This is a genomic window from Streptomyces sp. 2-1, from assembly GCF_048564895.1.
Taxonomy (GTDB): Bacteria; Actinomycetota; Actinomycetes; order Streptomycetales; family Streptomycetaceae; genus Streptomyces; species Streptomyces phaeochromogenes.
Map to the genome: position 1 here is coordinate 8,857,167 of NZ_CP183383.1, position 14,734 is coordinate 8,871,900.

A 14,734-nucleotide genomic window follows, 5' to 3' on the forward strand; every position below is an offset into this window, starting at 1 on the left:
GGAGTCGAGGGATTCAGGAGTTCACGGCTTTGAGCAGGCCCAGCAGGCGCGCCGGGTCCACTTCGTTGTCGCCGCGCAGGGCCTGGACGATGTCGCGGATCCGGGCGGGGGAGGGGCTCGCGCCGAGGAAGTCGCGGGTGGCGGGCGGGCCCCACTGGGCGAGGCCGCTCGTCGACATGGGCGCCCAGCCGGGTTCGAGGTCGCAGGAGAACAGGTCGCCGTCGGCGAAGTGCTCCAGCATGAAGCGGTCGGGGTCGCGCCAGTAGTCGAAGAGCTGGCTGCCCTGGATGTGCCGCCCGATGCCCCAACTGCGCTTGTAGCCACGCTCGTTGAGGTACTCCCCGCCCGCGGCGATCGAGTCCAGGTCGGTCACCTGGTACGCGGAGTGCACATAGCCGTTGCCGGGGCCCAGGTGCATGGCCAGGGTGTGGTGGTCGACGGCCAGGCCGCCCCGGTCGCAGCGGATGAACGCCATCGTCGGGCCACGGTCGCGCTGCCCGTCCAGGAAGAGGAAGTCGCTGACGATCATGCCGAGCGTGTCGAGATACCAGTCCAGCGCACGGCCGAACACCCTTGTCTCCAGGACCACATGGCCGAGGCGCTGGATGCGGGACGGCTCGCGGGGCGGGCGCTGCGTGGCGTTCGTGCGAGGGTGGTCGGTGCCGAAGTTGAGGAGCAGCGGCCCCTGTTCGGGCAGCGCGGGCAGATCCTCGCCGCAGTGCACCACGCGCACCGGGAAGCCCGAGGGGTCGAGGAGGTCCACGGCGCTGCCGCCGTCGGGGGCGCCCGCTCGGTCGAGGTCCCGTACGTCGGAGCCGGTGGCGCGGGCCAGCCGGTCGAGATCGGCCCGCTCGGCCGCGCGGAACGCCGGTCCGACGAAGCGGGACGTACGCCCCTCGCGGATCACCATGCAGGGCGAGCCGGCGAGGGTGCCGCGCAGCCACAGCTCGTGCTCGGTGCGGGCGGCGACACCGAAACCGAAGTCGCGGGCGAAGACCTCGGCGCGGTCCAGATCGGGCTTCTCGAACTCGAGCCAGGCCAGGTCGGCCACCTTGATCACGGGGTTTCGGGAGCGTCCGGGGTGCTCGCCCCGCAGGGCGCCCTGCTCGCTGTGGAGGTCCTGGTGGGCTGTCCTGGTCATCGTCTTCTCCAAGCAACATCGCCGTAATGATGAAATCATCAAGTTTGACGATGTCCCCCGTCAAGGGGTCCGGAGTGTTAATTGATGAATCCATCAGAACTGTGATCGGCGTCTGATGTGTGTCCATGGCGTGACTAGACTCTGCGCATGCCTACGAAAGCCCCGCCCGGCAACCGGTTCGAACGGCGTCGCGCCGAGACGCGCCAGGCGCTCGTGCGCGCGGCCCGGCGGATCCTCGCCGAGAACGGTGACACCGGCGTGAGCATCCAGGCGATCGCGGAGCGCGCCGACGTGGGGTTCGGCTCCTTCTACAACCACTTCGCGTCGAAGGCGGAGCTGTTCGACGCGGCCGTCGTGGACGCCCTGGAGGAGTTCGGCCAGACCTTCGACGAGCGCCTGAGCGGGATCGACGACCCGGCGGAACTCGTCGCGGCGGGCTTCAGGCTCAGCGCCAGAATGGCCGACTCGCATCCGGAGCTGATGCAGATCCTGCGCCGCCGGGGCCTTGAGCACCTCCACTCCGACCGCGGCCTCGCTCCCCGCGCCCTGCGCGACCTGGAGATCGGCGTCGCCTCCGGCCGGTTCTCCCCCGTCGATCCGACCGTCGCGCTCTCCGCGCTGGGCGGGACCCTGCTGTCCCTGGTGGAGCTGAGGTTCACCCGCCCCGACATGGACGGCGACGAGGCCGCCGTGAACCTGGCCGAGATGGTCCTGCGCATGCTGGGCGTCCCGGCCGACGACGCCCACGACGTCGCCCGGCGGCCACTCCCCGACCTCGCCTGACGGACGGGTCCGGGCGGGCCCAGGAGCCGTGGCCCGCCTCCGTGGGAGAATCGGAGAGCCCTTCCACCCCCTGTATCCGCGAGGACGTGCCGTGCCCAAGCCCGTGGTCCGTGAGCCGTTGCGAAGGAATTCGCGTTCCAACCGGGCCCGCATCCTCGCCACCGCCCGCCAGGAGCTCGGGCGGAACCCCGACGTCACCCTGGAGGAGATCGCGCGGGCGGCCGGCGTGGTCCGCCGTACGCTCTTCGGGCACTTCCCGGGGCGTGCGGCCCTGCTGGACGCTCTTGCCGAGGAGGCGTCCGAGGCCCTGCGCGGCGTCGTGGCCCGTTTGCCGGACGAGGCCGAGGCGCCCGATCGTGCGTTCGCGCGGTTCGTCCTGTCGATCTGGTCGGTGGGGGACCGGTACCGGCTGCTCCTGGCACTCGCCCGCCAGGATCTGGGCGTGGAGCGGGTGTCCGAGGTGCTGGCCCCGGCCCGGGACGTGGCGACGGCCGTCCTCGAACGAGGGCAGCGCGCGGGTGTGTTCCACGAGCACCTGCCGGCGGTGGTCCTCAGCTCCGGCCTGGAGGCCCTGACCATCTCCCTGCTCGAAAGCGTCAACACAGGGGCATGGGAGGACGACGGGACACGGACCGCCATCGCCACGCTGGTCGCGGCGGGCGTACCGGAGAAGGAGGCGTCCGCGGTCGTCGAGAGCGTGGCGTCGGAGGAACGGGCCGAGGCCGCCGAGGCCACCGACGCGTAGAGGCGTATGTGGCGTAAGGGGCGTATGGGGTGTGAGGCAACCGGTTCGTCGTGTCGTGGCGTCTTGATCATCGGAAGGAACGTCCCGCCCGCACGAACAGGAAGTACGGCCTTGGACACCACAGGATCCCGCTCCGGTCCCAGCTCCAGTTCCAGTTCCAGCTCCAGTTTTGGTCCCGGCTCTCGTGCCGCCCGCTTCAGCTCGCGTCCGAGCCGTCGTACGGCGCTGGCCCTGGGCGCCGGAGCGGCACTGGCGGTCACCGTGCCGACGGCGGCGCACGCTTCGGCCCCCGGCGGAGAGGGCCTCGCCGGACAGCTGGGTGACCTGGAGCGGGAGTACTCCGCGCGCCTGGGGATCTTCGCCCACGACACGGCCACCGGCCGGACCGTGGCCTACCGAGCCGACGAGCGCTTCCCGATGTGCTCGGTGTTCAAGATGCTCACGGCCGCGGCCGTCCTGAGGGACCTCGACCGCGACGGCGAGTTCCTGGCCCGGCGCATCCGGTACACCAAGGAGTACGTCACGGCCGCGGGCTACGCCCCGATCACGAGCACGGACGAGAACGTAGCGAACGGCATGACGGTCGAGGCGCTGTGCTCCGCCGCCGTCTCCCAGAGCGACAACGGCGCCGCGAACCTCCTCCTGCGCGAGCTGGGCGGACCGACCGCGATCACCCGGTTCGCCCGCTCGACCGGGGACAGGATCACCCGGCTCGACCGGTGGGAGCCCGAGCTGAACTCGGCGGAACCCTGGCGGAAGTCCGACACCACCAGCCCGCGCGCCATCGGGCAGACCGGCGCGCGGCTCGTGATCGGCAGGGCGCTCCCGGCCGAGGACCGCGAACGGCTGACCGGGTGGCTGATCGCCAACACCACCAACACCGAGCGCTTCCGCGCCGGCCTGCCCAGCGACTGGATCCTCGCGGACAAGACCGGCGGCGGCTCGTCGTACGGGGTCGCCAACGACGTCGGCGTCGTATGGCCTCCCGGCCGTCCGCCCCTGGTGCTGTCCGTCCTGTCGACCAAGCACGCCGCCGAAGGACCCACGGAGAACCCGCTGGTTGCCAGGGCGGCAGCGCTGGTGGCGGCGGAACTCACCTGACGGGACAGGGCGCCTGCGACACAGCGGCCGGGGACATCCGTGTCCCGGCCGCCACGTCGGAGGTATCGGATCAGTCGGCGGTGGGCAGTTCGGCGCGTACCGCGTGGGCGGCGGCGACCAGGTTGTCCAGGGACGCCCGGGTCTCGGGCCAGCCGCGGGTCTTCAGGCCGCAGTCGGGGTTGACCCAGAGCCGTTCGGCCGGGATGGCCTCAAGTCCCTTGCGCAGCAGGGCGGCTGCCTCGTCAGCGCTGGGCACGCGCGGGGAGTGGATGTCGTAGACGCCTGGTCCGGCCTCGCGCGGATAGCCGTGGGCGGCCAGTTCGCGGGCGACCTGCATATGGGAGCGGGCGGCTTCCAGGCTGATGACGTCCGCGTCGAGGTCGTCGATCGCCTGGACGATGTCGCCGAACTCGGCGTAGCACATGTGGGTGTGGATCTGGGTGTCCGGCCGGACCCCGGCGGTGGTGAGGCGGAACGCCTCGGTGGCCCACGCCAGATAGCCGGGGCGGTCGGCGGCGCGCAGTGGCAGGGTCTCGCGCAGCGCGGGTTCGTCGACCTGGATGACCGAAGTCCCGGCCGTCTCAAGGTCGTTGACCTCGTCGCGCAGGGCGAGGGCGACCTGTCGGGCGGTGTCGCCGAGCGGCTGGTCGTCGCGGACGAAGGACCAGGCGAGCATGGTGACCGGCCCCGTGAGCATGCCCTTGACCGGGCGCGGGGTCAGGGACTGGGCGTACGTCGTCCAGCGCACCGTCATCGGCTCGGGGCGGGAGATGTCGCCGGCCAGGATCGGCGGACGGACGTAACGGGTGCCGTAGGACTGCACCCAGCCGTGCTGCGTGGCGAGATAGCCGGTGAGCTGCTCGGCGAAGTACTGGACCATGTCGTTGCGTTCGGCCTCGCCGTGCACCAGGACGTCCAGGCCGGTCTTCTCCTGGAAGGAGATCACCTCCTGGATCTCGGCCTTGATGCGCTCCTCGTAGCCTGCCGTGTCGATGCGCCCGGCCCGCAGGTCGGCGCGGGCGACGCGCAGTTCGGCGGTCTGCGGGAAGGAGCCGATGGTGGTGGTCGGGAGGAGGGGCAGGCCCAGGTGGGCGCGCTGTGCGGCGGCTCGTTCGCCGTACGGCTGGGAGCGGCGGGCGTCGGTGTCCGTGACCGCGCCGACCCGCGTCCGTACGGCCGGGTCGCGGGTGATGGGTGAGTTCGCGCGGGAGGCCAGGGCGGCCCGGTTGGCGGCGAGTTCGCCGGTGATCGATCCCGTGCCCTGGGCGAGCCCCTTGGCGAGGGTGACGATCTCGGCCGTCTTCTGCCGGGCGAAGGCGAGCCAGCGCAGGATCTGCGGCTCGATGTCCCGTTCGGTGGTGGCGTCGAGCGGCACGTGGAGCAGTGAGCAGGACGCGGCCACGTCGACCCGGTCGGCCAGCCCCAGCAGGGTGCCGAGCGTGGCGAGGGACTTCGTGAGGTCGTTGACCCAGATGTTGCGGCCGTTGACGACACCGGCGATCAGGCGCTTGCCGGGCAGCCCGCCCACGGCGGCGAGCGCGTCCAGGTTGGCGGCGGCGGCCTCGGTGAAGTCGAGGGCGAGACCCTCGACCGGAGCCTTGGCCAGCACCGGCAGGGCGTCGCCGAGCCGGTCGAAGTAGGAGGCGACCAGCAGCTTCGGACGGTCGGTGGGCGCGCCGAGGTCGCGGTAGGCGCGCGTGGCCGCGTTGAGTTCGGCGGGCGTACGGTCCTGGACCAGGGCCGGTTCGTCGAGCTGCACCCACTCCGCGCCCGCCGCCCGCAGATCGGAGAGGACCTCGGCGTACACCGGCAGCAGTCGGTCGAGCAGGGTCAGCGGGTCGAAGTCGGCGGCCACACCGGGCGCGGGCTTGGCGAGCAGCAGATACGTGACGGGGCCGACGAGGACCGGCCGGGCGGTGAGGCCGAGCGCGAGGGCTTCGCGGAGCTCGGCGACCTGCTTGGCGGAGTCGGCCGTGAAGACGGTGTCCGGGCCCAACTCCGGCACCAGATAGTGGTAGTTGGTGTCGAACCACTTCGTCATCTCCAGCGGCGCCACGTCCTGGGTGCCACGGGCCATCGCGAAGTAGCCGTCGAGTACGTCGGCCTCGACCGCGGCGCGGTGGCGCCCGGGGATCGCGCCGACCATGACGCTGGTGTCCAGGACATGGTCGTAGTACGAGAAGTCGCCGGTCGGCACTTCCTGGATGCCGGCCTCGGCCAGCTGCCGCCAGTTGGCGCGGCGCAGTTCGGCGGCGGTGGCCCGGAGGGCGTCGGCGTCGACGCGACCCTTCCAGTACCCCTCGATCGCCTTCTTCAGTTCCCGGCCCCTGCCCTGACGGGGGTAGCCGTACACGGTGGCCCGTGCCGCCGCGGCTGCGGACTTCGATGTCACGGAACTCTCCTTCGCGAGATGTCTCCCTGAGATCCCGGGACGGACGTGAGCGCGAAGGGGTGACGCACCCGGCGGAGACACCTCGCGCGGCAAGGCGCGGTCGTCCACCGGATATGTACGCCGACCCGCCCACGAGGTCACCGGGATGTCCGTACGCGATCGGTCACGTACGGGCAGATGGCAGGTCTTCGGACTCGCGAGCACGCCCTCCGTACGGAGGACACCTACTGGCCGTCGCTTCCCAGGTCCCGCTTCTCGGGGCCCAGTGCGTATGACGGCGGTCGTTCCCGCTCACCGCTGCGGGGCAGTCCCGGATTCCCACCGGGTTCCCTCTTGCGACGCATCCCGCCTGGCGGACGGGGCGAACCAGCTGCACAGGCCAGCCTATGCCCTGCCGTCAACTGCCTGGCTGCCGGACGGCGTCGTACACGTGGAACCCGCGGCCCGCCTTACGGCCCTCGACCTCGACAGCGCCTCCGCCGCCACCCCCATCGGTATGGGCTGCCGCGTCTGCGAACGCCTCGACTGCCCCCAGCGTGCCGCACCGCCCCTGGGCCGCCCGCTGCGGATCGACCAGAACAGCAGCACGTTCGTCCCGTACCCGGTGGCGCACCGACCGGAGTGAACACGCGTGACTCGGCGCCGCGCGGTCGGCCGCGCTCCGGCTCAGTCCGTCTCGCCGCCGAACGCCCGCAGAATGCGCTCGGCGGCGAGTGTGGCCGTCAACTCGCCGTCCCTGACCTGCTGTTCGAGACCGGGTCCGAGGGAGCGTACGGCGGGGTCGGCGTGCAGGCGGCCGAGAAGTTCGTCGCGCACCATCGTCCAGGTCCAGTCGACCTGCTGGTCACGGCGTTTGGCGGCGAGGCGGCCGGTCGAGTCGAGGAGTGCGCGGTGCTGTTCGAGGCGCTCCCAGACCGTGTCCAGGCCGGTCGACTCACGGGCGCTGCAACTCAGCACCGGTGGCGTCCAGGCGGCGTCGGCGGGATGCATCAGCCGCAGTGCGCCCGCCAACTCCCTTGCCGCGCCCCGGGCTTCGCGCTCGTGCGGTCCGTCCGCCTTGTTGACGGCGATCACGTCGGCCAGCTCCAGGACACCCTTCTTGATGCCCTGCAACTGGTCCCCGGTACGGGCGAGGGTGAGGAGCAGGAAGGAGTCGACCATGTTCGCGACGGCGGTCTCGGACTGGCCGACGCCGACCGTCTCCACGAGTACGACGTCGTAGCCGGCCGCCTCCATCACCACGATCGACTCCCGGGTGGCCTTCGCGACTCCGCCGAGTGTGCCGGCGGTCGGGGAGGGCCGGATGAAGGCCGCCGGATCGACGGCCAGCCGTTCCATGCGCGTCTTGTCACCCAGGATGGATCCGCCCGTCCGGCTCGACGACGGGTCGACGGCGAGCACCGCGACCCGGTACCCGAGCGAGGTGAGCAGCGTGCCGAACGCGTCGATGAACGTCGACTTGCCCACGCCCGGCACACCGCTGATGCCGATCCGCCGCGCCTTCCCGCTGTGCGGCAGCAGCTCGGTCAGCAACTCCTGTGCCATCGCGCGGTGTTGGGGCCTCGTCGACTCGACGAGCGTGATGGCACGCGCCACCAGCGCCCGCTTCCCGTCGAGCACGCCCTTCACATAGCTGTCGAGGTCGATCGCCATGGGGCTCAGAGGCCGTGGCCGAGGTCGGTGGTCAGGCGCTCGACCAGGTCGTACGCCGCGTCCGGGATCACCGTCCCGGGCGGGAAGACGGCCGCCGCGCCCATCTCGATCAGCGTGGGCACGTCCTGCGGCGGAATCACCCCGCCGACCACGATCATGATGTCCTCGCGCCCCTCCTCCGCGAGCTGCTCCCGCAACGCCGGTACGAGGGTCAGGTGCCCGGCGGCCAGCGAGGAGACGCCCACGATGTGCACGTCCGCCTCGACGGCCTGGCGGGCCACCTCGCCGGGGGTCTGGAACAGCGGGCCGACGTCCACGTCGAAGCCGAGGTCGGCGAAGGCAGTCGCGATCACCTTCTGGCCGCGGTCGTGGCCGTCCTGGCCCATCTTGGCGACCAGGATGCGCGGACGGCGCCCCTCGGCCTCCTCGAAGGACTCCACCAGCGTGCGCGTGCGCTCGACGGACGGGGACGCTCCGGCTTCGTTGCGGTACACACCGGAGATCGTACGGATCTGGCTCGCGTGCCGCCCGTACACCTTCTCCAGGGCGTCGGAGATCTCCCCGACGGTGGCCTTCGCGCGGGCCGCGTTCACGGCGAGCTCCAGCAGGTTGCCCTCACCGCCAGCGGCCCGGGTCAGGGCGTCCAGCGAGTCCTGGCAGGCCCGCTCGTCGCGCTCCGCGCGCAGCCGCCGCAGCTTCTCGATCTGCTGGGTGCGTACGGAGGAGTTGTCGACCTTGAGGACGTCGATCTGCTCGTCGGTCTCCACGCGGTACTTGTTCACGCCGATGACCGGCTGGCGCCCGGAGTCGATGCGGGCCTGGGTGCGGGCCGCGGCCTCCTCGATGCGCAGCTTGGGGATGCCCGCGTCGATGGCCTTGGCCATACCGCCCGCCGCCTCGACCTCCTCGATGTGCTGCCAGGCCCGGCGCGCCAGGTCGTACGTCAGCTTCTCGATGTACGCGCTGCCGCCCCACGGGTCGATCACCCGGGTGGTGCCGGACTCCTGCTGGATCAGCAGCTGGGTGTTGCGGGCGATGCGCGCGGAGAAGTCGGTGGGCAGGGCGAGCGCCTCGTCGAGGGCGTTGGTGTGCAGCGACTGGGTGTGGCCCTGGGTGGCGGCCATTGCCTCCACGCACGTACGCGTCACGTTGTTGAAGACGTCCTGCGCGGTCAGCGACCAGCCCGAGGTCTGTGAATGGGTGCGCAGGGAAAGGGACTTGGCGTTCTGCGGATCGAACTGCTTGACCAGCTTGGCCCAGAGCAGCCGCGCTGCCCGCATCTTCGCGATCTCCATGAAGAAGTTCATGCCGATCGCCCAGAAGAAGGACAGCCGGGGCGCGAACGCGTCCACGTCCATCCCCGCGTCCCGGCCCGCCCGGATGTACTCCACGCCGTCCGCGAGGGTGTACGCCAGCTCCAAGTCGGCCGTCGCGCCCGCCTCTTGGATGTGGTAGCCGGAGATGGAGATGGAGTTGTAGCGCGGCATCCGCTGCGAGGTGAAGGCGAAGATGTCGGAGATGATCCGCATCGACGGCTTCGGCGGATAGATGTAGGTGTTGCGGACCATGAACTCCTTGAGGATGTCGTTCTGGATGGTCCCGGCCAACTTCTCGGGCGGTACGCCCTGTTCCTCCGCGGCGACGATGTAGAGCGCCAGCACCGGCAGCACGGCACCGTTCATCGTCATCGACACGGTCATCTTGTCGAGGGGGATCCCGTCGAACAACTGCCGCATGTCGTAGATGGAGTCGATGGCGACACCCGCCATGCCGACGTCACCGGTCACGCGCGGGTGGTCGCTGTCGTAACCCCGGTGCGTGGGCAGGTCGAAGGCGACGGACAGACCCTTCTGACCGGCCGCGAGGTTGCGGCGGTAGAAGGCGTTGGACTCCTCGGCCGTGGAGAAGCCCGCGTACTGCCGGATCGTCCAGGGCTGGTTGACGTACATCGTCGGGTACGGGCCGCGCAGATACGGGGCGACACCCGGGTACGTACCCAGGAAGTCCAGGCCCTCCAGGTCCTGCCCGGTGTAGAGCGGCTTGACCGCGATGCCCTCCGGGGTCTCCCAGAGGAGGTCGTCGCCGCCGGCCGCCTTCTTGACGGCGTCACTCCACTCGTCGGGGCCGCCGTCCACGGCCGGGACCCCCAGCTCGATCCCGGAGAAATCGGGGATCGGTCCCGTCGGTTTCATCAGGACACTCCCATGCGGTCGAGGGTGGCGGAGAGCACGGCTACGGCGTCGCAGCCCGCGAAGACGTAGGCGTCGACACCGGGGTACTGCCCAGGACGCCCGGCGAGGAACACCTGCGCGGCGCCCGCCGACTTGAGGGACGTGGTGACCTCGGCGGCCTGCTCCTCGTACAGCGCGTCACTGGAGCACAGACAGGCCTCGGTGGCCCCGCTGTCCTCGAACGTGCCGTCGGTGACGGGTTCGATGCCGCCCGCCTGGAACAGGTTGGCGGCGAAGGTGAGGCGGGCGGTGTGCGCGGCGGCCGGGCCGAGGGCGGCCAGGAAGATCCGCGGCCGGGTGCCGGTCGCCGCCAGGTGTGCGTCGGAGCGGGCGCGCAGGGCCTCGTACGCCTCGTCGCGGCGCACCCGGGGGAGTCCGCCGGACGGCGGCTCGGGTGCGGGCTCGCGTGCCACCGACCGCTCGGCGAGGTTCGGGAACTCGCTGACCCCGGTGACGGGTTCGCGCCGCTTGGCCAGCTTCGCGCTGCGGGCCGCCCAGGTGGCGGCCAGCTCCTCGCCGACCCGACCCGACCGCAGGGCCGCCGCCTGGCCGCCCTCCTGCTCGATCCGCTGGAAGAACTCCCAGCCCGCGTGGGCGAGTTCGTCGGTGAGCCGCTCCACGTACCAGGAGCCGCCCGCCGGGTCGATGACCCGGGCGAGATGCGACTCCTCGACCAGGATCGTCGAGGTGTTGCGGGCGATCCGGCGCGCGAACGCGTCCGGCAGGCCGATGGCGTGGTCGAAGGGCAGCACGGTGACGGACTCGGCGCCGCCCACTCCGGCGGCCAGCGTCGCGACCGTGGCGCGCAGCATGTTCACCCACGGGTCCCGGCGGCTCATCATCACCGGCGAGGTCACCGCGTGCTGCACCTGCCCGCCCGGCGCCCCGCAGACCTCGGCGACCCGGGCCCAGAGCCTGCGCGCCGCGCGCAGCTTGGCGATGGTCAGGAACTGGTCCGCGGTGGCCGCGTACCTGAACTCCAGCTGGGCGGCGGCCTGTTCGACGCTCAGCCCCGCCCCGGTCAGCTCCCTCAGATAGGCGACCCCGGTCGCCAGCGAGGAGCCCAGCTCCTGCGCGGCGGACCCGCCGGCCTCGTGGTACGGCAGCGCGTCGACCGTCAGCGCCCGCAGCCCCGGGTACTCCTCGGCGCACAGCCGCGCGAGAGCGGCGACGGGCGTGAAGTCGAACCCGTCGTCCCCCGTACGGGCCTCATGGCCCAGCGGATCGGCGCCGAGGTTGCCACGGGCGGCGTCGCGTGCGACACCCCGCTCCTCGTAGATCCGCAGCAACTCCCTTGCGGCGGGCTCGACTTCACGCCCCGCTTCAAGGACAACCGGTGCCAGGTCGAGGTAGACGCCGTCGAGGACCGGGCCCAGCGACGACACGGGGAAGCCGCCCGCGCCGACGGCCAGCCACAGCGAGGCGACCCCGTTCTCCAGGTCGGCGAGGACCGCGCCGTTGTCGGCGGCCGTGTGCCGCTGCCGTACGTCCCAGCCGCCGAGGGTGTTGCCCTCGGCGCGGCCACCTCTCACGAAGGGGGCGAAACCGGGCAGGCCGGGATCCGGCGCGGAGTCGAGTGCGCTGTAGAGGGGCCGGGCGCGCAGCCCGTCCTCGAGCGTGGTGGACAGGGCGTCCTCAGCTGCGTCGTCCGAGACTTCCTTGCCCGACTTGCGCAGTACGCCCGCCACGAGGCGTTGCCACTGCTCATGGGTCGCGTCAGGGAACTCGGCGGCCAGCGAGAGCCCGTCGTCAGGCAGGACCGTCATGCTCGGATGCTAGGTCAGATCCACAGGTGAGCAGCAGAGGGACCCGCTGTGACCTTGACCTCCCAGGGGTCCCCTTGATCCGCGGGCAGGGTCGTACTACGGACCACGACAGCGCAGGCCGGCCGAGCACCGGCCGGCCGCCGCGTCATCGCGAACTGTCCAGCGCGCCCGACATCAGCCGGTGGAGAACCTCGGCCAGCAGATCGGTGCCGGCGCAGGTCTCCCGGTCCTGTGTGAACTCGCCCTCGTTGTGGGAGACGCCCTCGACACTGGGCACGAAGAGCATGATCGAGGGGGCGATGTCCTTCATGTTCACGGAGTCGTGGCCCGCGATGGTCATGACGGTCCGGTGGCTCAGCCCCAGGTCGTCGGCCGCCTGGGCGGCGAGTTCGACCCCGGCCGCCGGGAACGGCGCCACGGCCCATCCGTGCGTCTGGACCTGCTCGATGGTGACCGAGGCGCGGTCCTCGATGCCGGGGATCGACTCGGCCAGCTTCTTGGCCGCCGCGTCGAGAAGAGCCTCGTCGGGGGAGCGCAGGTCCACGTGCATACGTACCTCGCGCGCCACCACCACAGGAGAGTTGGGCAGGACGGTCATCTCGCTCACCGAGGTGTGCAGCGGTGTGTCCGTGCTCTGCTCGGCCAGCTCCCGCACGGCCACGACCAGCAGCGAGGCGCCGAAGAGGGCGTCACGACGGTCCGCCATGATCGTGGAGCCGGTGTGGGACTGCTCACCGCGGACCACCACCTGGTACTTGCGGGCCGCCCAGGTCGAGCCCACCAGCCCGATCGTGGTCCCCGAGTTCTCCAGGTCACGGCCCTGCTCGATGTGGATCTCGGCGTACGAGGCCACGTCCGGCCCGGGGTGGTCGCCGATGGTGCCGATCTCGCGGAGGGCTGCCTCGACGGTGATGCCCGTGGGATCGGTGGTCGTGAGGGCCGTCTCAGCGGGCAGCTTCCCCGTGAACACGGCGCTGCCCATCATGCTCGGCTTGAAGCGCGAGCCTTCCTCGTTGAACCAGTTGACGACGGCCACGTTGTGGCGCGGTGTCTCGTCCGAGGCGTTCCACCGCTGGACGGCCCGGTGCGCGGCATGGGCCGAGGCGAGGACGCCGTACGCCCCGTCGTAACGGCCGCCCAGCGGCTGGCTGTCCAGGTGCGATCCGCTGAGGACGTACGGCGCGCCAGGGGTGAAGGTGAAGAGGCCGAACTGGTTGCCCACCCCGTCGTAGTGGACCTCGAAACCCCGGTCGGTGAGCCACTGGTGCAGCCAGGCACGCTGCTCGCCGTCGGCGGCGGTGGCGGCCTGCCGCTCGACGCCTCCGCCGGGCGTCGCCCCGAACGCCGAGAGGGTCGCGAAGTCCTCCAGAAAGGCAGTGTCGTACGCGTGCTTGTCCGAAGACGTACGGGAGTTGCTCATGGTCATGCCTGACTCCTGTTGGGCGGTGGGTTGGGCGGATGGCGCACCTCGGTGCGCCTCAGTGCTTGAGGCCGGCCTCGGTGACGCTGTACCGGGGCGCCAGCAGGCCACCGGCGAGAGCGATCAGTCCGATCAGCGTGAGGATGACCGCGCTGGGCCACAGGGTGTCGCCGGTCTCGGTCAGGATGGCCGTCGCGATCAGCGGGACGCAGCCGCTGAGGAGGCCGGCGAAGTTGGCGGATATCGCGACGCCGCTGTAGCGCACCTGAGCAGGGAAGAGGCTGGTGAGGACCGCTCCGGCGACGGCGTAGGGGTAGGAGACGGCGGCGACGCCTACGGTCATGGCTACGACGACGATGACCGGGTTCGCCGTCCCGATCGCCCAGAAGACGGGGAAGGCCAGGGCGATGGTGGCCAGCGCCCCGCCGATCACGACGCGGCTGGATCCGTAGCGCTGTCCGAGGCGCCCGCCCGAGACGATGACCGGGATCTCGACGACGGCCGCGATGACGGTGGCGAGCAGGAGCAGCGAGGAGCTCAGGCCCAGAACCCGTTGGCCGTAACTGATGACGAAGGTGGTGACGAGGTAGAAGCCGCCGGCTCCGACGAACATCACCGCGGCGCCGATGAGCAGCTGCCGCCAGTCACGGCGGAAGACCTGCCGCAGGGGAGCCTCGGCGACCGTGGCCTCCTTCTGGAGGGCCGTGAAGACGGGGGACTCCTCCAGCTGCCTGCGGATCAGGACCGAGATGGCGAGCATGGGCAGGGCCAGCAGGAAGGGGACGCGCCATCCCCACGCGTCGAAGTTGTCCTTCGTGAGCAGCACCGAGCAGAGGAAGAACGCGCCCGAGGAGAGGATCGTGCCGACGGGCGAGCCGAGCTGGGGGACGCTGGCGTAGACGGCACGGGAGGAGGCGGGGGCGTTCTCCGCGGCGATGGTGACCGCCCCGCCCCACTCGCCGCCGACGCAGAGTCCTTGCAGCACGCGCAGGACGGCGAGGATGACGGGGGCGGCGATGCCGATGGAGGCGTACGTCGGCAGCAGGCCGATGAGCACCGTGGCCACCCCGATGCCGATGATCGTCGTCATCAGCACCGTCTTGCGGCCGACCCGGTCACCGAGCCAGCCGAAGAGCAGGGCGCCCAGCGGGCGGGCCACGAAACCGACGGCGAGGGTGGCGAACGACGCCATGGTCGCGGTGAGGGCGTTGTCGGAGACGAAGTACTGCACGTTGAACACGACCGCCGCGGCCGTCGTGAACAGGAAGAAGTCGTACCACTCCATGGCGGTGCCGACGAGCGCGGCAACGGCCACGCGACGCGCGACGGCGCGGTCGGTGGCCGTGATATCTGTCGGCTCGGAGGCGGAAACGGCGGCTATTGCTGAGTCGCTCACGGTGAACTCCGGGGGAAGGCGGGCCGAACGTCGGGGAGACATCCATTCGACCCGAGACCGGACCCCCCCGAACATCGCAGACTGCCTCTGATATCAACAAGATGGT

Annotated in this window: 10 protein-coding genes, 1 pseudogene and 1 riboswitch; of the genes and pseudogenes, 4 read left to right on the forward strand and 7 right to left on the reverse strand. The window is 71.1% G+C overall.

Annotation, left to right across the window (positions count from 1 at the left end; genetic code table 11):
• Window positions 1–13: 13 nt before the first annotated feature.
• On the reverse strand, window positions 14–1,141 hold the full coding sequence (locus ACN20J_RS38950; RefSeq protein ID WP_419667725.1) for a VOC family protein: 1,128 nt from the start codon (window positions 1,139–1,141) through the stop codon (window positions 14–16).
• A gap of 147 nt (window positions 1,142–1,288) precedes the next feature.
• On the opposite strand from ACN20J_RS38950, the gene ACN20J_RS38955 reads away from it, so the two are divergent.
• The 3 genes from ACN20J_RS38955 (at window position 1,289) to bla (ending at window position 3,770) form a co-directional block, all read left to right on the forward strand.
• Window positions 1,289–1,924, forward strand: a complete 636-nt coding sequence (locus tag ACN20J_RS38955) for a TetR/AcrR family transcriptional regulator (protein ID WP_189840788.1) — start codon at window positions 1,289–1,291, stop codon at window positions 1,922–1,924.
• A 91-nt stretch (window positions 1,925–2,015) separates the two neighbouring features.
• Window positions 2,016–2,669 (forward strand): TetR/AcrR family transcriptional regulator, encoded by a 654-nt coding sequence (locus ACN20J_RS38960; protein ID WP_189840789.1) that lies wholly within the window; start codon window positions 2,016–2,018, stop codon window positions 2,667–2,669.
• Between the two features lie 225 nt (window positions 2,670–2,894).
• Window positions 2,895–3,770: a class A beta-lactamase gene (gene bla / locus ACN20J_RS38965; protein ID WP_419669032.1), complete on the forward strand. Its 876-nt coding sequence runs from the start codon at window positions 2,895–2,897 to the stop codon at window positions 3,768–3,770.
• A 70-nt stretch (window positions 3,771–3,840) separates the two neighbouring features.
• On the opposite strand, the gene metE is transcribed toward bla, so the two are convergent.
• Window positions 3,841–6,162, reverse strand: a complete 2,322-nt coding sequence (gene metE, locus ACN20J_RS38970) for a 5-methyltetrahydropteroyltriglutamate--homocysteine S-methyltransferase (protein ID WP_419667726.1) — start codon at window positions 6,160–6,162, stop codon at window positions 3,841–3,843.
• A gap of 161 nt (window positions 6,163–6,323) precedes the next feature.
• A riboswitch (cobalamin riboswitch) is annotated at window positions 6,324–6,548 on the reverse strand.
• Between the two features lie 68 nt (window positions 6,549–6,616).
• Here metE and ACN20J_RS38975 point away from each other — a divergent pair.
• A pseudogene (locus tag ACN20J_RS38975) lies at window positions 6,617–6,787 on the forward strand (short-chain fatty acyl-CoA regulator family protein); the annotation flags it as partial.
• A 41-nt stretch (window positions 6,788–6,828) separates the two neighbouring features.
• Here the strand turns inward: ACN20J_RS38975 and meaB are convergent.
• The 5 genes from meaB to ACN20J_RS39000 all read right to left on the reverse strand — a co-directional run bounded on the left by meaB (window position 6,829) and on the right by ACN20J_RS39000 (window position 14,628).
• The gene (gene meaB, locus ACN20J_RS38980) at window positions 6,829–7,815 is read right to left on the reverse strand and encodes a methylmalonyl Co-A mutase-associated GTPase MeaB (RefSeq protein ID WP_419667727.1); all 987 of its coding nucleotides are present in this window, start codon (window positions 7,813–7,815) and stop codon (window positions 6,829–6,831) included.
• A 5-nt stretch (window positions 7,816–7,820) separates the two neighbouring features.
• On the reverse strand, window positions 7,821–10,007 hold the full coding sequence (gene scpA / locus ACN20J_RS38985; protein ID WP_364189057.1) for a methylmalonyl-CoA mutase: 2,187 nt from the start codon (window positions 10,005–10,007) through the stop codon (window positions 7,821–7,823).
• On the reverse strand, window positions 10,007–11,812 hold the full coding sequence (locus ACN20J_RS38990) for a methylmalonyl-CoA mutase family protein (RefSeq protein ID WP_419667728.1): 1,806 nt from the start codon (window positions 11,810–11,812) through the stop codon (window positions 10,007–10,009). The genes scpA and ACN20J_RS38990 overlap by 1 nt, the downstream gene beginning before the upstream one ends.
• Window positions 11,813–11,957: 145 nt before the next feature.
• Complete coding sequence (locus tag ACN20J_RS38995) at window positions 11,958–13,238, reverse strand: M20 family metallo-hydrolase (RefSeq protein WP_419667729.1); 1,281 nt, start codon at window positions 13,236–13,238, stop codon at window positions 11,958–11,960.
• 52 nt (window positions 13,239–13,290) lie between these two features.
• Window positions 13,291–14,628: an MFS transporter gene (locus tag ACN20J_RS39000; protein ID WP_419667730.1), complete on the reverse strand. Its 1,338-nt coding sequence runs from the start codon at window positions 14,626–14,628 to the stop codon at window positions 13,291–13,293.
• Window positions 14,629–14,734 lie beyond the last annotated feature (106 nt).

Coding starts and splice junctions, on each gene's coding strand:
- ACN20J_RS38950 (WP_419667725.1), bottom strand. CDS start 1,141: ATGACCAGGACAGCCCACCAGGACCTCCACAGCGAGCAGGGCGCCCTG.
- ACN20J_RS38955 (WP_189840788.1), top strand. CDS start 1,289: ATGCCTACGAAAGCCCCGCCCGGCAACCGGTTCGAACGGCGTCGCGCC.
- ACN20J_RS38990 (WP_419667728.1), bottom strand. CDS start 11,812: ATGACGGTCCTGCCTGACGACGGGCTCTCGCTGGCCGCCGAGTTCCCT.
- ACN20J_RS38995 (WP_419667729.1), bottom strand. CDS start 13,238: ATGACCATGAGCAACTCCCGTACGTCTTCGGACAAGCACGCGTACGAC.
- scpA (WP_364189057.1), bottom strand. CDS start 10,007: ATGAAACCGACGGGACCGATCCCCGATTTCTCCGGGATCGAGCTGGGG.
- meaB (WP_419667727.1), bottom strand. CDS start 7,815: ATGGCGATCGACCTCGACAGCTATGTGAAGGGCGTGCTCGACGGGAAG.